Source organism: Paenibacillus sp. FSL R5-0749 (assembly GCF_038595085.1).
Taxonomy (GTDB): domain Bacteria; phylum Bacillota; class Bacilli; order Paenibacillales; family Paenibacillaceae; genus Paenibacillus.
In genome coordinates this window covers 3077286-3102993 of sequence record NZ_CP152005.1, presented here as the reverse complement: position 1 = coordinate 3102993, position 25708 = coordinate 3077286, and the positions used below count along the sequence as shown (strand labels likewise).

At 46.0% G+C, this 25708-nt stretch carries 22 protein-coding genes; all 22 read right to left on the bottom strand.

Translation table 11 applies throughout. The annotated features are described in order from the left end of the window. Positions 1-37 precede the first annotated feature (37 nt). Complete coding sequence (locus MKY85_RS13795; RefSeq protein WP_339242431.1) at positions 38-1192, bottom strand: glycosyltransferase; 1155 nt, start codon at positions 1190-1192, stop codon at positions 38-40. Between the two features lie 353 nt (positions 1193-1545). Next, positions 1546-2112 carry a helix-turn-helix domain-containing protein gene (locus MKY85_RS13790; RefSeq protein WP_342572951.1) on the bottom strand — a complete coding sequence of 189 codons (567 nt, stop codon included), beginning with the start codon at positions 2110-2112 and terminating at the stop codon, positions 1546-1548. A 217-nt stretch (positions 2113-2329) separates the two neighbouring features. Further along, complete coding sequence (locus tag MKY85_RS13785) at positions 2330-3808, bottom strand: Lsa family ABC-F type ribosomal protection protein (RefSeq protein WP_342572949.1); 1479 nt, start codon at positions 3806-3808, stop codon at positions 2330-2332. A gap of 379 nt (positions 3809-4187) precedes the next feature. Further along, positions 4188-4724 carry a GNAT family N-acetyltransferase gene (locus MKY85_RS13780; protein WP_342572948.1) on the bottom strand — a complete coding sequence of 179 codons (537 nt, stop codon included), beginning with the start codon at positions 4722-4724 and terminating at the stop codon, positions 4188-4190. A gap of 232 nt (positions 4725-4956) precedes the next feature. After that, positions 4957-5562, bottom strand: a complete 606-nt coding sequence (locus MKY85_RS13775; RefSeq protein ID WP_342572946.1) for a pentapeptide repeat-containing protein — start codon at positions 5560-5562, stop codon at positions 4957-4959. Between the two features lie 247 nt (positions 5563-5809). Beyond that, a complete protein-coding gene (locus tag MKY85_RS13770; RefSeq protein WP_342572945.1) occupies positions 5810-6418 on the bottom strand; it encodes a GNAT family N-acetyltransferase in 609 nt (202 codons plus the stop codon). A 32-nt stretch (positions 6419-6450) separates the two neighbouring features. Next, positions 6451-6813 (bottom strand): Asp23/Gls24 family envelope stress response protein, encoded by a 363-nt coding sequence (locus MKY85_RS13765; protein WP_339242420.1) that lies wholly within the window; start codon positions 6811-6813, stop codon positions 6451-6453. Positions 6814-6978: 165 nt separating this feature from the next. Then, positions 6979-7455, bottom strand: coding sequence for a hypothetical protein (locus MKY85_RS13760; protein ID WP_342572944.1), 477 nt, complete (start codon positions 7453-7455; stop codon positions 6979-6981). Beyond that, the gene (locus tag MKY85_RS13755; RefSeq protein WP_342572943.1) at positions 7452-9470 is read right to left on the bottom strand and encodes a S9 family peptidase; all 2019 of its coding nucleotides are present in this window, start codon (positions 9468-9470) and stop codon (positions 7452-7454) included. The genes MKY85_RS13760 and MKY85_RS13755 overlap by 4 nt, the downstream gene beginning before the upstream one ends. A gap of 21 nt (positions 9471-9491) precedes the next feature. Further along, positions 9492-10421, bottom strand: a complete 930-nt coding sequence (locus tag MKY85_RS13750; protein WP_339242414.1) for an ABC transporter permease — start codon at positions 10419-10421, stop codon at positions 9492-9494. A 16-nt stretch (positions 10422-10437) separates the two neighbouring features. Then, the gene (locus tag MKY85_RS13745; RefSeq protein WP_342572941.1) at positions 10438-11355 is read right to left on the bottom strand and encodes an ABC transporter permease; all 918 of its coding nucleotides are present in this window, start codon (positions 11353-11355) and stop codon (positions 10438-10440) included. 222 nt (positions 11356-11577) lie between these two features. Further along, positions 11578-13143, bottom strand: coding sequence for an ABC transporter substrate-binding protein (locus MKY85_RS13740; RefSeq protein WP_342572940.1), 1566 nt, complete (start codon positions 13141-13143; stop codon positions 11578-11580). Between the two features lie 2 nt (positions 13144-13145). Further along, positions 13146-14351: a M20 family metallopeptidase gene (locus MKY85_RS13735; RefSeq protein WP_339260979.1), complete on the bottom strand. Its 1206-nt coding sequence runs from the start codon at positions 14349-14351 to the stop codon at positions 13146-13148. Further along, on the bottom strand, positions 14348-15100 hold the full coding sequence (locus tag MKY85_RS13730; RefSeq protein ID WP_339242408.1) for an FCD domain-containing protein: 753 nt from the start codon (positions 15098-15100) through the stop codon (positions 14348-14350). Before MKY85_RS13730 ends, MKY85_RS13735 begins: the two co-directional genes overlap by 4 nt. Before the next feature lie 178 nt (positions 15101-15278). Then, positions 15279-15992: a glycosyltransferase family A protein gene (locus MKY85_RS13725; protein WP_342572938.1), complete on the bottom strand. Its 714-nt coding sequence runs from the start codon at positions 15990-15992 to the stop codon at positions 15279-15281. 157 nt (positions 15993-16149) lie between these two features. Next, positions 16150-17247, bottom strand: a complete 1098-nt coding sequence (locus MKY85_RS13720; protein WP_342572937.1) for a Gfo/Idh/MocA family oxidoreductase — start codon at positions 17245-17247, stop codon at positions 16150-16152. A 12-nt stretch (positions 17248-17259) separates the two neighbouring features. Continuing rightward, positions 17260-18183: an AraC family transcriptional regulator gene (locus MKY85_RS13715; protein ID WP_342572935.1), complete on the bottom strand. Its 924-nt coding sequence runs from the start codon at positions 18181-18183 to the stop codon at positions 17260-17262. Positions 18184-18207: 24 nt separating this feature from the next. Then, a complete protein-coding gene (locus tag MKY85_RS13710) occupies positions 18208-19212 on the bottom strand; it encodes a Gfo/Idh/MocA family oxidoreductase (RefSeq protein WP_342572933.1) in 1005 nt (334 codons plus the stop codon). Positions 19213-19684: 472 nt separating this feature from the next. After that, the gene (locus tag MKY85_RS13705) at positions 19685-22477 is read right to left on the bottom strand and encodes an alpha-mannosidase (RefSeq protein WP_342572932.1); all 2793 of its coding nucleotides are present in this window, start codon (positions 22475-22477) and stop codon (positions 19685-19687) included. 18 nt (positions 22478-22495) lie between these two features. Continuing rightward, positions 22496-23320, bottom strand: a complete 825-nt coding sequence (locus MKY85_RS13700; protein WP_339242395.1) for a carbohydrate ABC transporter permease — start codon at positions 23318-23320, stop codon at positions 22496-22498. A 22-nt stretch (positions 23321-23342) separates the two neighbouring features. Continuing rightward, complete coding sequence (locus MKY85_RS13695; protein WP_091016580.1) at positions 23343-24209, bottom strand: sugar ABC transporter permease; 867 nt, start codon at positions 24207-24209, stop codon at positions 23343-23345. A gap of 67 nt (positions 24210-24276) precedes the next feature. Beyond that, positions 24277-25656 carry an extracellular solute-binding protein gene (locus MKY85_RS13690; RefSeq protein WP_342572930.1) on the bottom strand — a complete coding sequence of 460 codons (1380 nt, stop codon included), beginning with the start codon at positions 25654-25656 and terminating at the stop codon, positions 24277-24279. Positions 25657-25708 lie beyond the last annotated feature (52 nt).

The following is a 25708-nucleotide window of genomic DNA, read 5'->3' as shown; positions in this document are numbered from 1 at the left end:
CTTAAGTACCTCCCTGTTTATTTTCGTTGTGCGTGAATTACCGTACTTTGGTTCCAGGCCAGCATCCATCGTAGATGCGATCCATCGTAATTACATTGCCATACAGATCAATGATCAGATCCTTGGCTCGATGAGCATGTCTCATCTCTATCCAGTAGCGGTTCTCTAATAAACGGGCGAAATTGTCCACCAAGAACAGTAACCGATTCTCACTATGAATCAGTTCCTTACCCAGTACCTGTGGCAGCCAGATGGCCCCGTTGGAATTGAAGCGATTGGAATAGTCACGTACCTCGGTTACATTGGCAAAGTCAGCTTCCTCCAACTTGGTCCAGAATGTATCCGCATCACTGCGAACCTCGGCAAGGTCAATGCCAACAATCGGCAGATGCTGGTATTCAGCTTGACTCTCTAGCTGCGCTTTCAGATGACTGAAAACGAAAGGCCACACATCAGCCTCGATTTGACCGCCCCACTTTTTCCAGAAGCGTGCCAGATTGTTCTTGCGGTTGAAGTTCCGGTGAATGCCGCTGCTGCGTTCCCAGTGATAGGCTTGAATATTCGGATTAATGACTGTATCGTATCCGGCAGCTCGTGCCCGCATCTGATAATCAAAGTCCTCGTACCCGTTAAAGAATTTCTCATCGAGGTTGCCGATGGTCTCGTAGACCTCCCGCTTCATGCCGAACATGGCAAACACCACCAGTTGAACAGAGAAGGTTTCTTTTGGGATATCATCAGGGGATGCGTTCAGGAACAGGTGACGACCGATGGTGTCTGCAAAAGCAATCCCGCAGTGCTGTACACCTCCGGTTTGCGGATACAACAGAACGCCTCCAATCATGCCGATCGTAATATCGCTGTCCAGTGTCTCTTTCATCATCGGTTGCCAGTTCGGCTCTAGAATCGTGTCAGAATCCAGGAAGAAAATGTACTCTCCCTTGGCAAGACTCAGTGCGCTATTAATCGACACGGCGCAACCGAGTGGAAAATCATGCTGAAGAATCTCGATGGTCACACCTTCTTTTACTTCTTGCTTCAGTTTATCCAGATGTTGAAAGACTGCTGAGCCGGAACCGTCGTTGATAAAAATAATCTGAGTGGATGGGCTTACCGTCCGGAGCAGCGAATCTGTGAACAGGTTCAAAATGTTATAGTCCTGGTTGACTGGCACAATAATGGTGTAAAGCATGGAATCCCTCCTGATTTGGGTTGATGGAATGAGTACTTGAGCTGATTCTGAACTGGATAATTGCAGGTCGTTCTGTCTGTCCCCCTCGTCTGAATATTTTGTCTTTATTTGGTAATGATTTGAATCTACTAGAAATTTATATCATTTTTTGTAAACTTGAAATCTTAAATTCTGAACCCTGTTAATATTTGAATATTAGTAAAAATCAAGTCCATAATGTCTGTACACTGGGGAAAGCTGTTGCAAACGCAAAAAAACACCCTCAAGGAGTCTGCATATCTAACGATACGATTGACTGTTTGAGCGTGTTTTCACTATTAAATTCTAATGTTTTTCCTTCTATTGGCGCTGACCTAGTGCTGCTTAAACCCATGATAAAACGTGTCTACTACAAGCGCTGGAGCTGCTTTTCTCGCGATATGACCACTTACAACCTGCTGCCATGTCAGGAACATGATGGAGTACAGCACATCGACAATCCAGGTTTTATCAAGATCGGAGCGAAAATAACCTTTCTGTTGTAACAGACCGACCGCATGCAGTACCGGTTCTCTCAGCTTCAGATCTGCTCCCTCAATCTCTGGATTATAGTTAATGGTGGTGTCATGAGCCAGAAAATATATTTTGTCGCCTAATGGAATTAGCGCCTCGATCAGCTCAGGTATGTACTTTTCACAGTGCTCTTCATCCAGTTGAATCTGTCGCATGGTCTCACTGACCACCTCGATTGCCCGTAATCCCAGATGAACCATGAGTTGTTCGCGACTTTCCACATATCGATGTAATGTAGCGATCCCGATTTTTGCAGATTCGGCAATTTCATTCATGGAAGCATTCGGTTTTTCAATCAATAATTTGGTGGCCTCGTCCAAAATGGAATTGAGCCTGGTTTGTTTGATTGTGGTCATTTCCTTTTTCATTGGTATTACACCTCTTAGCGAGTATAGTTCAACAATTGATCTATTTATCCATCATATGATTGGATTAGACTATAAAATTATAGCATACATTCTCACCATATCGAAGTCTGAACGTTACACGCTACCTGCTATACTCTTGCTGTACATATAAAGCTTAAAAGCCGCCATTCGGCGGCTCTTAGCATCGTTACCTTTTAACGCAGTCTGTTGCTGTTGCTCATAGTTCAATAATTTTTGTTGCAATATTGGTACAAAATTCACGATCATGCTCTACAAAAAGCAGGGTCGGTGTATATTCCAGCAGCAGGTCTTCGATCTGCATACGTGAAATGACATCTACATAATTGAGTGGTTCATCCCAAATGTGCAGATGAGCCCTCTCACTAAGACTTTTGGCAATGAGCACTTTCTTTTTTTGACCTGCACTAAACGTTGAGATATCTTTATCCAATTGCAGTCTGGAAAAATCCAACTTTCGAAGTATCGATTTAAACAGGCTCTCATCTATCCCCTGTATCGCCGCGTACTCAGATAATTGCCCTCCGAGATCAGACGTGTCCTGCGACACATACGAGATTTTAAGCTGATGATCCTTTTGCAAAAGTCCTGTGTAAGCAATATCTTCACCACAGATCAGTTTAAGAATGCTTGATTTGCCAGATCCATTTTTACCGTAAAGGGCAATACGATCTCCTTTTTCAACCGTCATACTGACATCCTTGCACACCGTATTGGCCCCGTACGATATCGAAACATGTTCCAATTCGACAAGTTCATTCTTGTGAAAATCCAGCTGATGGATCTGCAGACGTTCTGCACTCTCGATATTTTTGAGAAGTTTAGACTTATCTTGAATCGCAGACTGCTGCCTTTGTTCGATATTTTTGGAACGTTTCATCATTTTGGCAGCCTTGTGCCCAATATATCCTTTATCCACTTTGGAACCGGAGTTTCTTGTACCATTTTTGGTCTTCTCGACTTCATGCGACCATCCACCGGTTCGTTTGGCAGAATCGGATAAACGCTTGATATCTTTTATTAACTTCTCATTACTCGCAAGTTCGAACTGATCTTGCCTTCTTTTATTTTCCCACCAAGCGGAGAAATTGCCTTTCTGAATCTCGATGTTGCTCTTATTGATGGAAAGGATATGGTCTACACTTTGATCCAGGAAGGATCGATCATGAGACACCAAAATAAATCCACTCTTGCTGCGGAGATAATCACCTACGATTTGTCTCGCATGAAGATCTAGATGATTGGTTGGTTCATCAATGAGCAGAAACCGATTGTCCTTCAGAAACAAGGCAGCCAGCATCACCTTTGTTTGTTCTCCATTGGATAACGTGTCGAAAGGCCGATACAATACATCTTCCGACACCTTCAACAGGTTAAACTCGCGCACAACTTGCCAGTGCAGATATTCAGGATGAATCTCGCCGATGACATCGATTGTCATGGCTTCCTTATTCTCTACCTGGAAAGGAAAGTATTCAAAGCTAACATTCGCAGAGATATGTCCGCTGTATTCATATTTACCGAGCAACAGATTGAGGAATGTCGTTTTGCCTCTGCCGTTCCTGCCGGTAAAACCCAATTTCCAATCGGAGTCTAACTGAAAACTAACATTTTCAAATATATTATCGTAACTGCCATCATAGGCAAAGGTCAGGTTGGTAACGTTAATTAAAGACATGCTGATCATCCTTTTTATGTGAAATATAAAAGTAAACTGACGGGATTTCACCATTGAACCTGGCATGGATTCCCTCACTTTAATATTTGAACATAATCAGAATTTAGATTCGCTTATACGATAAAGAAACCTGGCGATATAACCTTCAGCGCCAAGTAGATCTATGCATAGGAGGATAAAGTGTCGGATTCTGATTAGCTATATTGTGAACCATGCCATTGTTCAAGTTCGTTGACAGGTCCACATAAACATCTACAACCTCTAATTCTGTCTCCACTTTATCACCCTTTCGAAGCTTAAAATTTAATACAGAAAACTTAACATGGAACAACAACACGGGTCAAGGCGAGAAAGCAGCCTCATCGCACAACCAACTTGATTAATATAAGTACCCTAAGAAATCTAGTTCTCCTTCTTCCCATAGCCGGCTTCCAACCTCTTTAATCATTAACCCCTCCACCTTTTGAGTCCCTACTCCAACTGTGGTTAAGGTTTCATGATTAATTTTCAACCACGTACATGTGTTGCTTACCGTTTTGAATCCATTTTTGCGATACAATTCCTCATGATCCGCAAATAAAAGGACAAAATCAACACGCTCTTTAGCCATCCTCTCCACTTCGGAAATTAACAATGAAGCGATTCCTTGAGAGCGAGCAGCTGGAGAAACACACAAATCGATGATCCCCATCACTCTGATCGGTGTTCCATTTAAATTCATCATCCTGTAATCCAGTCCCACTTGCCCAACGAGTTGGTTATCTGGGGTAAATGCCAATACCCTACTCTGTGGTATCTGCTTAAAGAACAATCTGTCTTTCGGATAAACTTCTGGAAAGCTTGCAACAAGTAATTCCTGAAGAAGAGTTGACCATTCTTCACTTAGTTCCACATCATATGTTTTAATTAATTTCAAAAAAAATATCCTCCTAAACCAAGTGATTCTGTCTTTTACTTTCGTTATAAGTCCAAAGACAATAACAGCAACAATAATAATTAATGTGACGGTCATGATAAACTTCATTTAGTTGAAACTTATGTTAACTACTTCTTGTTTATATCTATTATTCCCTCCTATTTTCTTAAATGTGAAAGCTTTATAGTCAAAAAGCCGCCTTAACGGCGGCTTCATGCTGCGTATGTTCAACTCAATCTACTTTCGCACCATGCGAGCGCACAAACAGAACGGCTTGTTCACGATCCAATCGTACCCCTTTGATATCCAGTGATTTCAGATCGATACCTTCCAGATTAGCCCCTCTTAGATCGGCCCCTTGCAGCTTGGCTCTGCTTAATACGGCTCTGGTAAGATCACAGTCTCTCAAATCCGCTTTGGTGAAATCCGTGTCCGTAAAGTCAGCTTCAAAGAAACGAATTCCTCGCAAATCCTGTTTGCCTAATCGGGTATGTCTCAGATTCGTATAAGACCAATCACCGTGACTTAGTGTAATGCCATCCATTTGCGCACCCGAAAAGTCCGATCCGGTCATCTTGCAAGAACTGAATTTGGAAGCAAATAGATTCGCACCACCAAATAAGCAATTTTCAAAAGCCGATTCCGTATGAATTGAACCATTCATGGAAGCCCCTTTGAAGTCACACTCAATAAAACGACAATTACTGGTTTCGATTTCTTCCATAGAAGCGTTCATAAATGTGCATTGTTTAAAAATACAACTTATAAGTTCTCCATAGCGCAGATCACGCCCCTCAAAATGTACTGCCTCATATTCTTGGTCCTTATATTGATACACTGGTTACACCCCGCATTATATATTTCTCCGTCTGTCTTCATTAAAAGAACTTTTTATACTATACCACACCCCTGTCAAGTACCTGCTTAAACACCACTGAAAGTCAAGTATCTTTTTTTGTAAAAATGATCTTAAAACTACAAAAGGAACGCAATAAGCGTCCCTCCATCCCGCACCATCGAATATTCCAACGTGTGCTTAAGTATATGAATCTGCCATTTCTTTATCTATTCGTATTAGAGAAACACTATACCAGTATTTTGGACATCCGGTACAGGGAAAGCGAAGGTTTGTTGATATCCCCCACTCTCTGGTATCCCAGACGTTCATACAGTTTAATAGCTAGTAGATTTTCTCTTTTAACCGTAAGTGAAGACTTGGAGAAACCTTGTATTACAGCTTGCTCCTCTGCAAATTGAATGAGCTGTGTCCCTACACCAAGTCCTCTGCTCTCAGGCAAGGTAGCCAATGTCCCGATGTGATATTCGTCGTTCTTCGCTTCTTTTAATGTCACCATGGAATAGAACTCTTTCCAATGCTGAAGATTATACTTAATCAGGCTCCAGTTCCGAAGTTCAAACAATTTGGTGAACGTTGGCAAAGCGAGCTTGTTCATTAGAGTGGTCGGATAACACATGATCATGCCAAGCGTTTTGTTCTGCATTTTGGCTTCATAAGCGTATTCGTGACTGAATCGGTTTCGTTTCGAACGCCATAACTTGTTGAAGGTTTTTTCTATAATGCTTGTATCTTTGGTACCCGCAAGCGAATAGGCCATATATTCAAGTGCCATCTGATTCAGTTGCCCGCCGACCAAGGACTGTGGACTGGCTTTTATTATGGAAATCTTATTCATCGCTGTCACTCCTCCAGGTAGTTGAAATTGGACTACATCCTCACATCAGGTTGATTGAAGGATATGCCCTCAACGATGACGTTCACGGTTTCAATGGTTAGTCCAGTCAGTTGTTCTACATGCACTCTCACATTGTTTTGCAATTCCCTGCAGACTTCATGTACTTTTGTTCCATAACGAACCACAACCTTTAAGTTAATCTCCAGTCTGGATTCTATATTGCGGATTGCTATGCCATTTTGCAGACTTTTCCCACTCCACTTTTTGGTGATCCCTTCTACAAATCCTGTCGACATGGAGGAAATCTCACTGGTCGTATTTGCAATCTTGCCGACAATTTTGGAGATCACATCATCCGATATTTGAATTTTCCCCAGAACATTTTGAATGGACATCCCACGTCCTCCTTTTCACATCCATCATTTTTGATAGATAATAATATCATTTAATATAAATATAAATCATACAGAGTTCAATTTCAACTTTTTGAATTCAGTCGTCCACTTTTCTAACTGTACATACCAAAAAAGCCGCGATCACGGCGGCTTCTGTTGGTCATACTATGGGAATTTCAATTGAATAAGGACAGGAATGCGGGAGGATGACCCGGTGTCTGTTCTCCCTTCCTCTGCTGCCTCGGTTTCTTCTACGTGCACGATCCATTGCCTGCCAATTAACGATTGCAGCAATTCAATCTCATGTTCAGTCAGATGAACATGCTTCAATGACAGATCGTCTTGAACATAATCCCGATCCACCTTACGGTCAAACCGGAAATCGAGCAATCTCTTCAATGCGTTAATATGCAAAAACTTGAACTCATAACCTTGATGTATCGCCATCTCCCAGTCGTCTCCGATATCAGCTGCTGTCTGTAGTCTTTCATCAAAATCCATCGCGGGTTCTTTAACCAGAGGCAGCAAGCGGGAAAAGTCACGACGTTGCAACCATTCAATCATGTTCTCCTTGGTTGCACCACTTGTCAGTACATTCTCTACAAGAAGCCCTACAGGAATGGACAACTGAGTTCGACTCATTGCTCGCCCTCCTCATTCCCGAGATACTGATTGAACCAGGCATTCACCTGTTCGAAGCTATCGATCCGCAGCGATGGTTTACCGCTTTTGAGCAAACTGTGATTGGAGCCCGGATAACGGATCAGCTTGGTCTTTTTGCCATATCGTTTTAACGTTGTATATAATTCTTCCGCTTGCGCAATCGGTGTCCGATAGTCCTGTTCCCCGTGCATGATCAGAAGCGGCGTCTCAATATGGTGTGCATGGGCAAGAGGTGAGCGAGACCATAGGAATTCAGCGTTTTCCGCCGGATTACCTCCAATGACTCCCTCCACATAGGAAATTCCAATATCGCTCGTTCCGTACATGGATAACCAGTTAGAGATACATCGCTGGGTTACAGCTGCTTTGAAACGGTCCGTATGTGCTACAATCCAATTTGTCATTACGCCGCCATAACTGCCACCAGCTACCCCCAGACGTGATGCATCCAGGAAATCATAGGTATTCAGGGCATAATCAACAGCTTCCATCAGATCCCGGTAATCGCCTCCGGCGAAGTCACCACGGCAAGCTCTGGCAAACTCCTGACCGTATCCCATACTTCCGCGAGGATTGATCCACAGCACAGCGTAACCTTGCGCAACAAGTGTCTGCATCTCATGACTGTATGTTCCCGTATACATCGCATGAGGTCCACCATGAATTTGAAGTATGAGTGGTAGCTTCCCATGGTTGCCACGTATTGCCGGAGTAGCTAACCAACCTTGAATCGGCCATCCATCGGAAGACTTAAACTCTACACGCACAGGCGCATTTACAACTAAACCCGCCATGAATTCATCATTTCGCCGGGTGAGCCTGAACATCTCACCACTATCCATATTCACGCGATATAACTCTCCAGGATGTTCATCAGTCAACGCAGCGATAACGAGCGACGTACCATCTGGCGTTAAGGTATACTGATAAACATCCATTTCACGAGTGCCCGTCACCGATTGACAAGCTCCATCTTCTTGAATGCGATACACGTCCACATTCCCGTAATGCGTTCCGAGTACATACACACCACGTTCCGGATGATGGATATCCGAGACAGGAGAAGGTGATGCACCTGCTGACTTCATATCTCCCAGTGCTGCGTTACCAATCTGCATATCTAACTGTGGTGCAATTATCCTGGGTTCCCCCCGTTGAACAGGGACAGCGTATAAGTTGTTGTGGCTCCCGCTCCCATACTCACGATCACTGGCGATCAAGATCAGCTGCTGCCCGTCCGGTGAATAGGAAAACTGGCTAATTGCCAGACTGGAATCCGTCACTTTGAAGAGTGTATTCTCTCCCAATTGAATGCTGTATACATCTGTAAAGTACAACAGATCCGCATCAAGTTCCTCATCCTCCACTTGCTTGGATATGAAGGAAAGATACTGGCTATCTGGCGACCATGCCGGAGCACTGATATTCCACAGCCCGGAAGTTACCTGCGTGATCTCCCCGCTGGCGATCTCATATACAAACAAATGGCTGTATTGACCATCCCACCATCCAGCCCCTTCTGCCTTCGGCGTTGTACGCTCAAAAACCTTACCTCGTAGCTCAGGTGCGGACTGCTGTTGGGGATCAGCTGCCTTCTGTTGATCCTCCGGTTGCACTTTGCTGGTAAACGCAATGTAATGCCCGTTCGGCGACCAGATATAATTCAATATCTTACGTGCGGGAGAGATCAGCATGACAGACTCTTTTTTATCCGAATCGAGCACCCATAGTCCTTTACCTCCATCCACAGAGCGAATGAATGTGAGCTGTGTGCCATCCGGCGACCATGCAGGCGAAGAATCCTTCGTACCATCTGAAAGTGCAATATCTTCATCACCATCGAGTGAGATCCCTCTTATTTGCGTGTTATATTCGTTTTTATCCTGATCAATGGTTTGTTCCACATAAGCCACTTGTCCGTTCGGGCTGACAACAGGCTGACTTATCCAACGATAGTGAAGCAGATCCTCCGGCATAATTGGTCTTTGATTCATAATGATGGCTCCCTTCTCCGTTTATTTTTGGGTTGTCTCCGTACGTGGATCAAGCACATCACGCAGCCAATCTCCAAGGAAAATAACACCGAGTACGGTAAAAGTAATGGCTAGTCCCGGGAATGTAGCGACCCACCAGCTTGTTGCAACATATTGTCTGCCATCACTGAGCATACCTCCCCAGGATACATCAGGTGGTTTGATGCCCAGACCCAGGAAACTGAGTGAAGCTTCCATAATAATCGTCGTGCCCACATTCATCCCACAGATCACGATAAAGGACGAGAGGATATTCGGCAGAATATGTTTCACAATCAGTCTTCCGTTCTTCGCACCGATCGATCTGGCCGCATGAACAAAATCCCGCTCCTTGATACTAAGGACCTCACTTCTGACCACACGGGTGAATGGAACCCAATTTGTCACCCCGATGACAAAGATTAGCGTTGTAATACCCGGACCAACAATCGCCATCACAACGAGCATAAATAGAATGGTTGGGATCGCCATGAAGGCATCACCTACACGCATGATGATGGCATCCAGCCATTTCCCGTAGAATCCGGATACCAACCCCAAAATGGCGCCAATGATGCCTGATACAATCACGGCACCCATCCCCACGATTAAGGAAACCCGAGCACCATATACAATTCGGCTCCACATGTCTCTGCCCAGATTATCGGTCCCCAGCCAGTACTCGGCCGTTCCACCCTCAAGCCATGCAGGCGGTTTAAGGCGATTGAGCGGATTCACTGCCGCTGGATCATGACTCGTCAATAGAGGTGCACCTATGGCGATTAACACCACCAACAATACAAGCACAGCACCAAACATTCCGGTCTTGCTGATGATCAGTTGTTGCCAGATATAACGAAATCCCGTTGGTGCACGCCCATTGTCCTGTCCCTGTTCTGTACCCGGAATTGGCATTTCATTGCTGCCTGTCATATGATTGCACCTCCTTCTAGTCGTATTTGATGCGCGGATCAAGCAGCCTGTAGGCCACATCCGTCAAGATGTTGATTACCACAACGATAAAAGCAATGACAAACACCGCGGCCTGTACAATCGCCATATCATGTGTGTTGACTGCAACGACCAGCAATTGACCCAGTCCAGGCCAAGAGAATACCGTTTCCGTAATCAAGGTTCCCCCGATCAGACTTGTAAACTGCAAACTCATGATTGTTACTACAGGAATCAAACCATTCCGAAACGCATGTTTCACAATGACAACCATCCGACCCAGTCCTTTGCTCCGGGCTGTTCGAATATAGTCCTGATTCAGAATCTCTAACATGCTGGAGCGAATCAGCCGGGTCATCTGCGCAGCCAGTCCAACGCCAAGCGTGAATGCCGGCAAGATCAGATGTGACAATCCTCCGCGACCGGATACCGGCAATACACCCAACATGACGGAGAACAAGAGGATGAGCATGATCCCCATCCAGAAGTTTGGCATGGCCTTACCAATGACGGATATTCCGGAAATGATGAGATCGGTAAACGTATTGCGTTTGACAGCTGAAATGACACCAAGTGGCACAGCCATAAGTACAGCAAAAAACATGGCGGCTACAGCCAGTTCAAAGCTGGCAGGCAATCTCTCCAGCACTAGCTCTAATGCAGGCTGATTGTAGCGAAAAGACTGACCAAAGTCTCCCTGGATCGCACTTCCCAGAAACTTCACGTACTGCGTATATAAAGGCTTGTCCAAACCAAGTGCCTGCGTCAAGACAGCACGATCTTCAGCGGTAGCCGTTTCAGGCAACATTAGCGCAACCGGATCACCGGTGACTCGAACCAAAATGAACACAATTAATGAAACAATGAACAGCACCGGAATGATCTGCAGTAATGACTTAAGTACGTATTTGCCCATTCCTTGTTCACCTCCCTTGTAAAGAAAAACACTTATCGACGTACTTTCACAGAAGACAGACCGCAGTTAGTTGAAGTTTTTCTTGCGATGATCGAATCCTTCAGCTCCGCTGAAAACGTATAAATTCTATCATCTTAATAAAGAAGAACGGCAGGAACATGGTTATCCAGTCCCTGCCGTTCACGGCCTTATCTTTTCAATGACCGGTTATAATGCTCGATGTTACTGTGTAACAGGTGTAATCTCGTCAGCATAGAACATCTCGTCACTGCGCGGCGCGAAGTTCACTTTGGCGTTTGTTCCGTACACACCTTCCATTTGGTACAGATATACGGCTGGGCGTTCTTCAGAGAAGATCTGCTGTACTTGCTGATACTCTTTCTCACGAGCCGCTGGGTCCATATTCACCAATGCAGATTGAAGCAGTTTTTCTACTTCAGGATTGTTGTAATCCGACTCGCCTTTGGCTTCTTCCAACATATAACGATTGTAGTTATTCGAAGCATCGAACAAGGAGTTACCAATACCGATCATGAAGATTTCTTTGAATGATTTGGAGCTATAACGTTCACTGAATGCACTTGCTTCCAGGACATCCAGATTGATTTTGAATCCGGCTTGTTCCAGCATCGCTGCAACAACTTCAGCTTGTTCTTTGTATTGTGCAGAAACGGAGATGGTCATCTCAGCTTCACCTTCTGCATAGCCAGCTTCTTGCAGCAATTGTTTTGCTTTTTCCAGGTCATAGAGTGACGTTTTGTACAATGAAGGATCAGCACCGAAGTTGCCCGGCGTTACGGATGTGCGGGTTACAATACCTGCCCCGCCGGCAATGCTGTCCACGATTCCTTGTTTGTCGATCGCCAGGTCAATCGCTTCACGCACTTTTGGATCAGCCGTGATGCTGCCTTCCGTCTGACGGAAGATCAACTGAAGCACACGCTGGATTGGTGCTTTGACAATCTTCTTGTCTTCTTCACCTTCGATCCGGGCAATGTCGGTGGACGGAATGGAAGACGCTACATCTACACCACCAGCGAGCAATTCGGATACACGTGTGGAGGCTTCAGGAATAACGCGGAATACCACTTCATTCCATTCGGGTTCACCGTCGAAGTAGTTCTCGTTTTTCACCAATTCGACACGATCGTCTTTGGCCCATTTACTGAACTTGTAAGGACCTGTGCCTACCGGCTGTTTCAGGAAAGTATCAAATCCTTTATCCGCAATATATTTTGCCGGCAGAATACCAGCTCCCATTTTGGACAAACGATTCAGCAAGAGCGGATCTGGACCATCCGTGATGATGTCTACGGTATAGTCATCCACCGCTTTAACTTCTACGATATTTTTGAAATAACTGTTTTGTTTCAGTGTCTCATCCTTGGCTACGCGCTCCAGCGTGTATTTTACATCTGCTGAAGTGAAAGGATCGCCATTGTGGAAGGTTACGCCTTCACGCAGCTTGAATCTCCATGTTGTATCATCAACCTGATCCCATGATGTCGCGAGTCCCGCCACTTTTTTCTGTTCACTGTCATTTTTGATCAGATAATCGAAAACGTTCACCAGAACCGCTTCACTGGAAGTGTTGTTGTTGTTGTGCGGATCGAAACTCTCAATATCTGTTGCCGCAGCAATGGTCAGTGTTGTACTTGGACTTCCACTGTCCGTTCCTCCTGTTGCGGTATTATCATTCGTGCTTGTCGTTTTACCTCCACAAGCGCTGAGTACCATTACGATTGCCAGTAACGTAATCCACAAGCCTGTCCATTGTCTTTTTTTCATTGTCATTGCTCCCCCTCAGAAGTTGTATTCCTTGCCAAAAATTCAAGAGCTACTGCTGACAACATGCCCACACCATATGGCATCGCTGTCTCATCGAGATCAAACATGGGATGGTGGAGTGGATAACGAGTACGTTCCTCATCATTACCAGATCCTAGTCTGAAAAACACACCCGGAATCTGCTCACAATAAAAAGCGAAATCCTCGCCCCCTGTAGAGGGTTTGATATAGTTCCATCCCTTCTGCGCATTAACCTGATCACAGGTCTCTGTCAGCAGATCAACCATGCCAAGATCATTCACAACAACAGGGTATCCATCTCCATAGACAACTTCGCATCCTGCTCCGAAAGAATCACAGACCCCTTTAACAACCTGCTCGATCAAAGCTGGCATCTGTTCACGAATGGCAGGTGAGAGTGTACGAACCGTACCAATCATCTCCACTTCCGGGGCGATGGCTGTTCCCATATAACCTCCGGTGATTTTGCCAATGGTGATTACAGCGGGTTCAAGCGGATCTACCATCCGACTGACGATATTTTGCAAGGCGGTGATAACCTGTGCTGATACCGCAATCGCGTCAATGCCCTCATGCGGACGAGCTGCATGTCCACCCTTGCCAAACACCTTGATGACCAATGGATCAGCTGATGCAAATGCAACGCCCTGACTTACGCCCAATGTTCCCGTGTCCTGTCCAGGGGTCATGTGTAACCCTGCAATGGCATCAACCTTCGGGTTCTCCAGAACACCGTCCTGGATCATGGCTCTTGCTCCTGCAAGTCCTTCTTCCGCTGGCTGGAAAATGAATTTGATGTTGCCTGATTTCGGTCTCCCAAGTCCAGTAAGCAGTTGAGCTGCTCCCATCAGGATGGAGGTGTGAGCGTCATGTCCACACAGATGCGCTTTGCCTTCCACTTGCGAGCGGTACTCCACTGCTTTCTGATCTTGGATTGGCAGAGCATCCATGTCTGCTCGCAAGGCAAAGGTTGGTCCGTCGGTCTCTCCGCGAAGCAGGCCTGTAACCCCGGTCTGTCCCACATTACGTGTAACTTCCAGGCCCAGGCTCTCCAGATGTTCAGCTACGATAGCGGAAGTACGATGCTCCTCGTAACCAATTTCCGGATGGCGATGTAAATCTCTGCGCCAAGCAGTTAACTGGGCTTGTAGTGGCTGAGCCAGCTGTATTAGTTCTGAACGATTCATTCGCTGTCATTCCCTTCATTTTCATCCGATTCAGAAACCAAACGGGCATAGATTGCATCCGCCGAGAATTCGATATGTTTTTTCATCATCTCTCGGGACTTGAATTGGTCATGTGCCTTCAGTGCTTCAAGAATCTCCATATGTACACCATGGTTGACCGTACGTATCCGGTCATCATAAGGCATCAAGTCGAGCGCCGGATTAATTTTGGTCCGAATCTGTCTGACTGCCTTCTCGCAATAGGGATTCCCGGAAGCTTTGGCGATGGTCAGATGAAATTTCACATCCAGTGCCCGGAACCATTCCCTTGTACAGTCTGGCTCTATACTTTGCTCCATATAGCTCTCCAGAAGCTCCAGTTCGCCTGCGGTGATCCGCTCAGCAGCGAGAAAAGCTCCCTCCGGCTCGATGATGGTTCGATATTCAAACACCTTGAGCATCTGTGCCCAATCCCGTTTAATCTCTTCTCTGGTCCGTTTATGCGAATTGGCTGTCAGAGGCAATACAAATGTTCCGCCTTTGGCCCCTACCCTTTTTTCAATCAAGCCTTTCTCTTCCAGTGAAGAGAGTGCCTCACGAACGGTAATGCGACTTACATTAAAAATCTCTGCCAGATCACGCTCGGCTGGAAGCTGCTCTTCACTCATCAATTCTTTCAAGATAATTGCTTCTTCCAGTTGCTCTCTTATGAATTCACTAACCTTTTTGGTAGATACTTTCTCAAAACGAAATGAAAACGTACTGGACATCTAAACACTCCGATCTGTATATGGTCTAGACCTTATACCATTAATATAATTCCGACTAAACTTATATGCAATACTTTTTTTCAAGTTAATTCATATTTTTTTCTCACCACCTCCCAATTGAACCATTTTGGGCACAAAAAAGACGCATCTGCAATGGGCAGAAGCATCTCTTTCTCCTCTATAATTTCTTATTAGCAAAGGGGCTGAAATCGTCCGTAACCGCAAGTTTGGTGCTTCCCTCCAGGTAGAAGTTATCATCCGCTCTCCACGTATGGCTTTTTTTGTTCTGTCTACGGTGATAGACATAATTGAATGGTGAGGTCGCGTACGCTTTGAATCCTCTTTTCCTGCATTGTCTCAGGAAGGTTACATCTTCCCCTATTGAACGGTCCGTGAAACGGACTTTTTTCAAGATCTCCCTTTTGAATAAAATCGTGCCCCCCTGTACAAATTCAACCGGTTTATTTTTCTCAGTAGGTGATCTGACCAAAAGTGTCTTAGAAGCACCCAGGTAGACCAGACAGGAATGTTTGCCCACAATATCACTGTGGGTCCGTCTGAGTTCTCTCACCTGTTCTGTCAAATAATGCGGTGAATAGTAGTCATCATCATCAAATTTGGCAATCAACGAAAAGCGAGTCCTTGTTATTCCGGCGTTTAAGCTCTGTCCTAGTGAAATGCTCTCCGGAACTTGGTATACATGAACATTGGCAAGATTTCGAACGCGTTTCTGATATAATGACAGATTCATACGGTCATGGTTCAGAACAATGATCAGCTCTTTGCTTTGATAATGCTGCCGACTGTAATTCTGCAGGATGTTCTCAAAAAATTGCGGCCGATTGGTACATACAACAATGGAAACACCGTGACTCATTTTATGTTTAGTCAAGACATACCCTCTTTTCAACTCCGTTTTCTCTCATCATATGTACCAAAATAGTGTCTGGTATGGACCAATAGTTAGTAGCCTAACACCAAAAAACCCTCTGTCTCCATTAGCGGGACAAAGGGTTTTGTAATCTGTTCTTTCTGTATTTCGTTCTGTTCTATGCTTCGTTAGCGTTATTCAAGTATACAGCCTTGCCTGTACGAGCAGATTCATAGAGTGCTTCCAGGATCTGAGATACAACGAGCGCTTGTTTTGGTGTAACGACTGGCTCCTGATCGTTCTCAATCGCTTCGATCCACTTTCTCATCTCCACATCCGGTGCGCTCTCACTCTTGCCATCGTAGAATGCTACCCCGCCTGCACTCAGTTCAATCTCGTTCGTATATAGACGGCTGAATTTCTCGCCATTAATGCGCAGTCCGTTCTTCATATCTGCACCGGCTTCGCTTCCGCTCAAGCTGCATTTGGCTTCATCCACGTCCAGTGAGTTAAGTGCCCAGCTGGATTCAAGCATAATTGTTGCACCATTCTCCATCACAATCATGCCAAAGGCCGAGTCCTCTACCGAGAATTTTTTCGGGTCCCATGGGCCCCAGGCGTTGGCCGCATTTTCACGTTGCGAGAGTTCATGGTAGGTCGTGCCGAGTACAACCTTTGGTTGATAGTTATCCATCATCCAGAGCGTCAGATCAAGTGCGTGCGTACCAATATCAATCAGCGGACCGCCACCTTGTTTCTCCTCATCCAGGAAAACGCCCCAGGTTGGTACTGCTCTCCGTCTAATGGCATGTGCTTTGGCAAAATAGATATTTCCCAGATCACCCGCTTCGCACACCTTCTTCAGATATTGACTGTCTTCTCTGAAACGGTTGTTGTATCCGATGGTCAGTTTCTTACCGGTACGTTCTGCCGCTTCCAACATGAGTTGTGCTTCGGCAGAGGTCTTCGCCATTGGCTTCTCACACATGACATGTTTGCCTGCTTCCAGGGCAGCAATGGAAATCTCGGCATGGGAAATATTCGGGGTAAGCACATGCACAATATCCAGAGACTCATCCTTGAGCAGTTCTTGATAATCTGTGTAGACCTCAGCATCTGTAGAGCCATATTTTTGCTTGGCTTCATCTGCACGTTCCTGAACAATATCGCAGAAAGCCACCAGTTCAACATTATCCAATTTACTCAGACTTGGCAGATGTTTACCATTCGCGATTCCACCACAGCCAATAATTCCGATACGATATACTTTACTCATATATATTCACCCTCACTTAAGTATTGGTTGTTTCATTTTACGAAATGCAGACGGGGTCATCCCCAGACGTTTACGAAATACAGCATGCAAATAGTTGGCATTATTGAAGCCTGAAGCGAGAGCGATCTGTTCGATGGATATGTTACTTTCCTCCAGATTACGACACACGGCGCGCAGACGAATATCCTCCAGTACGCGGCTGAACGGCATCTCAGGCTGTACTTGATAGAAGATTCTCTGCAATTGTCTGCTGCTGATATGAAGTTTCTCAGCTACATGCTCCAGCGTGACTACTGTAGGATGATTCGCCTCCATATACTGCACTGCATACTCATAACGATACGCCGACATATCCCGAACAGGGGCTTCCGGTCGATTCCCACCGGTGTCGTATGCTCGCACGGTTTTGAGTAATATGCTAATGACCAGCTGCTTGATTGATGTATAATAACCTAATAATTTCTGATCACATGCCTCATAGGCTTCCAAAAAACACTGCATCGCGCGATGATAATCATTCACCGGAGTATGCGGAAGCGTTCTCAGCTTTTCAATCGTCTCCTCAGATTCAGCGGCTTCCCAAGGATCGACATGCTCTCTTGGCTTGTGAACGATATCCACATGAAGACAGAGTTCATCCATATCCTCTTTGGCGTCCGCCTCCTGATAATGAACGACACCCGGACCGGTCAAATACAGCATACCTTCCGAGAGTGCATGTGTCTGTTCATCGAGAATAACCTTACCTTTGCCTCTCGGGATAAAATGAAATTCAAACTCCGCATGATTATGGAAATCCACAACTCGGCCCGCTGGAAAAGAAGTCAGATGAAATCGCATTACGCGAATCTCATAATGTCCCCACACCATTGCAATATCCAGTCTCTCTAGGAGATCCTGCCGTTCAAGCATTTTCTCATAAGGATACAGGCTCAAGTTTGCATACCTCCTTCATAAAACCTAACCCTTCAACTCACTCAGAGTGATTCTGCGCCCTTCCTTGTTAGAGAGATTCGCAGCTTCCATCAACCGGGTCAGCTCCATAGCGATCTGCATGTTTTCCGTTGCATCCGTATCATTTTGTATATGTGCAACCCATTGATTGAATGCGCTTTCTCTTTTGTCTGCCAAAGGAAGTTCAGTCCATTCTTCATACTGACCCTGTGCTGCTTTTGTACGAATCAACAGCTTATCATCAGGTGTTCCGTAGAGAAGGGTGCCTTCCGTACCATGAACCTCAATCGTAAACGGAGAATGGCTATTTACAAAACCAGCTTCAACAACACCAACTGCTCCGGAATCCGTAAACAACGTTGCAACTGCATTATCTTCCACTTCTTTGCCTGTAATGTATCCGAAGTTCGCATTAACCGCTGTTACTTCCTGACCCAGAAACAGTTTGGCCAGATACATTGGATGGCAGCCCAGATCAATCAGTGCACCGCCCTGACAATCCTTCAGATCATAGAAGTGTTCAGGTAACCAGTTCGAAATCGCTCCATCATGCGATAAACGTGCTCTAACATAAGTCACTTTGCCAAGCAATCCCTGGTTAAGTACATCCTGAATCGTGAGCGTATACCCTGCATTCAGACGTGGTAAGGAGACTGTCATCTTGACTTTGTTTGCCTTTACCTCATCAAGGATTCTGTTGGATTCCGCTTGTGTCGCTGCAATAACCTTCTCCGTAAAGATGTGTTTCCCTGCTTTTGCAGCAGCGGTGATCACTTCTTCATGGATGCGGGTTGGCGCATCTACAATAACGGCATCGATGTCATCCTTAGCCAGCATATCTTCGAGTGAAGCATAGAATGGTACGTTTAAACGTTCAGCCGCTTCCTGTCCCCGCTTGGCATCTTCATCCCACACGGCGGCGATGATTGTATCCTCATGTTCCTGTGCCTGCTTGATGTAATCCCATGCATGAACATGCCACAAACTAATTTTACCAATTCGAATGGTCACTGTTGTTTTACCTCCAAAGGATATAAGCTGAACCTGTAAAATTTACACTGAGCCACTCCGATTGCAGTACCATCTTCAGATCACTGTTATCCCCGTATTTTTTGAATCTTTTCCTAATGGAGAAAATCCGGGGATAGCGTATGCTTCCGGTGGAGCTTTCTTTCAGAAAGCTTTTAGGTGAACGCTCCGCTTCTACAGATTGGTTCTGCACTCTTCGTTTACATGTAAATGTTACATTCATCTTATATAATATTCTGACATTTATCTATAAGTTATCACAGAGTTAATGTATTTTTAATAGAAACTCACGACAATAAATGTATAAAATCACGACACGTATATCATTATGTATGTATGCGGTTTTCCCATACTACTTTGGGTGTGGGTGCATTTAACGGGACACATGACAAAACCTCCTGTCCACGCTACCGTGAACAGGAGGTTCCTAAGATTAAAATGTTCAAACGTCAACTCAACCTAACGCATACCCTTGTGTAACAATCTTGAACCCGGATACCGTCTGGCTGTCTCCATCCAACGTGTCCTTGACCCGTTCCAGCACATCACTCTCATAGACATAGGCGCACTCGAATCCAGGCTGAACGTTCAATTCAGCGGCTTCGGAGTTCAAATTATACCAGCGAGCAATCACATCTCCGGTTTCCTCTGCGATCTTCAATGTGGAGAAGGCCAGTGACGAACTTTGTGCATTCCACGCCAACCATTGCTTCGACAGAGGCAACTCCACCTTCTGCCCATCAGCTCCGGCATGTCCTTCCCGCTCAAAAGTGCGTGCTAATGACCCTAGCTGCACAGTTGTCCACGGAATCGGATACACGTATGCGGATGCACATGCGCCTGACTGTGCAGCATCCCCTGCAAATGGAATAATCGCATATTCCACACTCTGATGCCCCAGACATTGGGCTTCCGGTGTTTCAAATACACCCCAATCTCCCAATTCCGAAGAGGCACGCAGCAGCGTAACCGCAATCGTACCGCCCTCTTCATGTTGTAAAATCTCGTATTCATTCAGCCCTTTGTTTGCAATCATCAAGCCATGATCACCATCCGTCACATGTACAAACGCTTGCTGATGCTGCGCATTACTCGGATTCACCCATTCCTTGGCCGGTGTGTTCGAACGTTTGGCTACCTCAAAGATGGAATCTGCATAATGTTCCTCTGTCATCAGTCCGGATGGAAAGAGTGCACGCAGCCGATGATCCTTGGCCTGATTGTTAAATTCAGATTTTACTTTGACCATATTACTGCCTGCTTCCAGCGTATACGTTGTCGTAATTACCAGCGGAACCGTGTTCTTCACCCGCTGTGCCTTCCGTTCTGTAAAAGGAACCATTTGGCGCTTCTCCAGCTCGAACAGTTCATCTGCTCCAGCAGGAATGTCCCAGTGTAATACACTCTCCATGACTGCACGATACGGAGATTGCTCCACGATCCGCAGGTCTGCCTCCAGATGCTTCGTGGTCAGCGTCATCTCTCCGTCAGGCTGTCGATAGACGTATTCATTGCCTATATCACCGGTATTTTCATATGAATTCAAGCCCCTGTATACAGCACCGGAGACCTTATCTTCAATCGTTGCCGTACCATTCTCTTCAATCGTCACCCGCAAATGACCGTTTTCCATCATCATTCCCTGAACCTGAACGAGTTCGCTCGTAGCGGGCACTTCAGCAATCTCTGTTTGCTTCTGAACTGGAATAAGAGCATACGTCTTATAACCCAGCGAAGGTACATCCACCGCCTGGAAAGTCACTCTAACTTTACGAGCCATATAAGGCTGTCGGAAGCGATCCTTCGGAAGTTCATAACCGAAATGCGCACCCAGATCCTTGATTTCAGCCGAGTACGTGTGTCCATCCGAATCGACCAGTTGATATGCTGGCAGTGCATCTTTTTCCACCTTCTGTGCAAGTGCCTGAGGATTAGGCCCTTCCGGGAAAAAGGCTTTGTCCACAATAAGATCCATCTCCATGATGCCATTTCGATTCCACCCACTCGTGTTGAATACAGTGAACGGCACGGCTTCCTCTCCCCAAGCCTCAGCAGGTTGCGCACGAATGGATTCAGCAATCGCTTGCGCGCTCTGGGAAACCAATTTCTCTGCAAGCTGTCTGCTCTTGGCGAAGCGGGTCACCATCTCACGGTGAACCTCATCCACACTGCATCCGCAGATGCTATCATGCGGGTGGTTCTGCATCAGCATCTTCCAAGCATGTGTTAACAGATGATGCGGATAATCTTTAACCCCGGCTACATGGGCCATGGCGGCCAGTGGTTCAGCTACTTTTTCGAGCAACGTCTGCCCCTGCTGATTCAACTGTTTCAGATAAACCCGTGCGGATGCCGTGTTCACCAGTGTTCCCCAACCATCCGTATGCTGACTGCGAAGTTCACCTTCAATGGTCGCCAGATTTTCAGGGACATCTTTCGTAACCGCATCAATGTAATCGTCAAAATTGGAGTGAATAAATTCCACATCCGGATACAACGCGGCCGCCGTGCGTAAAGCCTCAGGAAGATCCGTCTGGATCGGCTGATGATCACAACCATTCATGAACAACAGATGTGGAGTCGAGGCGAATTTCTCGGCATCCTCCAGATTTTTATCCCAGTATACTTGAGCTTTCTCTGGATCAACCGGAACTTCCATCCCATTGCAGTACCAATTCGCGAACAAAATACCGAGCACTTCCGAGCCATCCGGCGAACGCCAGATCATCTCGGAATAGGGAGACTCGTAACTATCCGCATCAACCACGGCATTATTGAATCCGGTAGGCTTTACCCCGCGCCCGAAGATCGCGTTATGAATGTCCGCCTGTTGCAGAATCTGCGGTGCCTGTCCCATATTTCCGAATGAGTCAGGGAAGTACCCCGTCTTGGATATCACACCGAATGGACGAGCATCACGATGACCGATGAGCAGATTTCGCAAGTTGGCCTCGCTGCTGGTCAGAAACTCATCCTGTAACACATACCATGGGCCAAAATGAATGCGTCCTTCACGAATATAGCGGTCAAGTCTCTCCTGTTGTTCAGGCCGAACCTGCAAATAATCCTCACGAATAATCGTCTGCCCATCCAGATGGAAATAACGATATTCCGGGTCCTGATCGAGCGTATCCAGCAGTTTATCCATCAGCTCAATGAGAAGAACATGATGATGTTCATAAGGCATATACCATTCCCGGTCCCAATGGGTATGCGAGATGAGATGAGCCGTCTTTTTGGTTGTCATGTTGCGTACCTCCTGTCATTAACCTTTGGTTGCCCCGCCCATGCTGAAGCCTTTGGACATGTAACGCTGGGAGAAGATATATAGCACAACCGAAGGCATCGTATAAAGTAGTGAAAATGCAGCCAATCTGCCGTATTCAACCATGCCGTGGCTGCCGAAGAATTGATAGATCGTGACCGATGCCGGAAGTTTCTCCGGTGTCTGGAGCAGGATGTAGGGCACGAAGAAGTTGCCCCAACTTCCCGAAAAGGTAAATATCGCTATTGTTGCAATTCCCGGCAACATCAATGGTGCTACGATTCGTCTCAAGCCATTCCAGACGGATGCTCCGTCAATCCATGCCGATTCTTCCAGATCAATGGGCACCGAATCCATGAAGTTTTTCATCATCCAGATACCGTAAGGAAGTGAAGAGGCGGTCAGGAACAGCATGGTGGCAATGATGCTATTTTGCATTTTGAAGAACAGAAACATTTGAAATACCGGAACCATCACGGCCGTAATCGGAAGAGCTGTCATGAACAGAATGGATAACAGGAAGCTCTTTTTAAATCTCATTTCATAACGGGACAGAGGATACGCAGCAAGTACTGATACCAAAACAACCAATACCGCTTGCCCTCCCGACAGAATCAGGCCGACACCGAATGAACGAAGATTGCTCGCATCCCCGAGTACATCCTTGAAATTTTGAATGGTCCAGGTACTGGGCATTTTGATGCCCTGCTGTGCGTTCGGATCAAATGAAGCCAAAATGATCCAGAGCAGCGGCAATAAAAAACAGAGCCCTAGAAAGACTAGAATCCCGTACTGGATTTTGCGTTGAAGCCCATGTTTGACCATAGGGATCGAACCTCCTTCATGGTTACACTTTCACTTTCATGGATCGCATGTAGAACAGGCTGGCGATGATACCGATGAACAGCAGAACCAGCGAAATGGCTGTACCATATCCAAACTGATAATTCACAAAGGCCTGGTTGTACATGAAGATTGGCAAGGTTTGTGTCGAAGTACCCGGGCCACCACCGGTCATCGTATAGATCAGCGTGAACACACCCAGTGTCTGTAGGGTAACCAACATCATGTTGGTCACGATCGACCCTTTTACCATTGGAATTGTAATGTGTCTGACGATCTGGAACCCTGTAGCACTGTCAATAATGGCAGCTTCTTCGACTTCCTTCGGAATATCATCCAGAGCCGATTGGTAGACCATCATTGAAAAGGCTGTGCCGTGCCAAATATTCGCGATAATGACACTCACCATTGGGAAACTGAACAACCAGGAGATCGGATTCGCCCCAAACCAGCCAAGAATCTGATTCAATGAACCATTGTCACTGAAAAAGGCAACCATACAGAATGCCACCACAATCTCGGGTGTCACCCAGCCAGCAATGACGATGATGCCAATGACCCGGCGGAACGTCACATTTTTTTCCTTCATTAGAAGAGCCAGAATGAACCCAAGCAATACCTGACCAATCACTGCGGAGAAGATGAGAAAGACCAGCGTACGCCAGACACTAATGCGAAAGTCCGGATCATGGAACATATTAATGAAATTCTGAAATCCGACGAACTCCAGACTCTTGGCTGCCGCCCCGGTCAGAGCCATATTCGTAAAGGCAAAGCAGATCGTCAGAATGATGGGAACAATGAAAAACACGAGTAATAACAGTACGGAAGGCATGAGAAACAGAAATGAGCCTGGTGCTTTCCTTTTCATAAGTCACTCTCCATTCGAACCGGAAAAAGGGGAGATTGTTCCTCCCCCTCCGAATATATCGATATCCTTATTTCTCTTCGATGCTGTCCGCGCCAAGGGAGCGGGATACGTTGTCCTTCAATTGCGTAATTCCGTCTTCCGGCGTCAGCTTGCCAGAGGCAATACTCTCTACGATACTTTGCAATTGTGCGGATACCGTTGCATACTGATCGTTCGCCGGACGGAAGTGAGCCACATTCAAGAGTTCCTGTGCTTCTTTGGTATATGGACGATCCGTATACCCTTCAACTTCTGTGGAATCATTACGTGGACTGAGGCTGCCTTCCGCTATTACGCGTGCAGTCGCATTTTCCTTATTCATCAGAAACTCGATAAATTTCCAAGCTTCTTCCTTGTTCTTCGCTTGTGCAGGAACAGACCAAGCCCATCCTCCAGACATCGTCGTTGCTCCAGGTGCTTCCCCATTTTGTGTCGGGAATGGCGCAAAACCTATTTTCTCTTCGACGTTGGCAATTGGAGCAGCACCGTTCTCGGCCCATGTCGAACCTGCCCAGCTACCATCTACAGCCATCGCCAGTTTGTCTTGCGGGAACTGTTGCTGGAATGCAATACTGCCAGCTTGTCCATTCAAGGCGACCTGCATGGTCGGACCTGTTTTATCCGTGTTGAACACTTGATCTATGAATTTGAAAGAATCCAGAAGGCCCGGGCTGTTCACGACCCATTTCTTGCTGGTATCGTCATACAATGTGTCTGCCGTACCATAGAGCAGCATTTCCAGCGTCTGCATGGTAACCCCTTCACCGTTTGCTTTGCCCACGATCATATTAAGCGGTGTCACACCTGGCAGTTTTTGCTTGATGGTACGTGCTGCTTCGAGTACTTCTGCCCAGCTTGCAGGTTTGAATGGAACTTCCAGACCTGCCTGTTGAAACAATTCCTTGTTGTACCAGATCCCGCGTGTATCCGAGGTAGCCGGAACACCGTATACCTTGCCATCTTCACCCGTAACCCCTGCCTTCAGGTTGTCGATGATGTGTTCTTCCCAATCGGACCAGCCCTGAACCTGTGTATCCAGCGGCTCCAGATATCCCGCAGCAGCATCGGATTTGATAATAGATGTATCTTCGGCAATAACATCAGGCGCCGTGTCAGGCGATTTCATCTGCAAAACCATTTTGGACGTATAATCACCTTCACTTGCCAATACAGGCGCAATGTTGATTTTGATATCCGGATTTTCTTTCTCGAATTGATCCACCAATCCGGATTTGAAAAACTTCGTAAGTGTATCTTCAGATCCTGAAGAACGGAACGATACGGTTACTTCCTTCTTGCCATCACTGGTTGTGCCTGTACTTGAACTTCCGCCTGAACAGGCTGTCGTTAGAATGAGCAAGGATGTCATAACTGCTGCTACCGGCATTTTCAAAGATATTTTTCTCATGGTTCGCTCTCCTCTTGTCGGAATTCAACGAACTCCGAACGTTATGATGTAC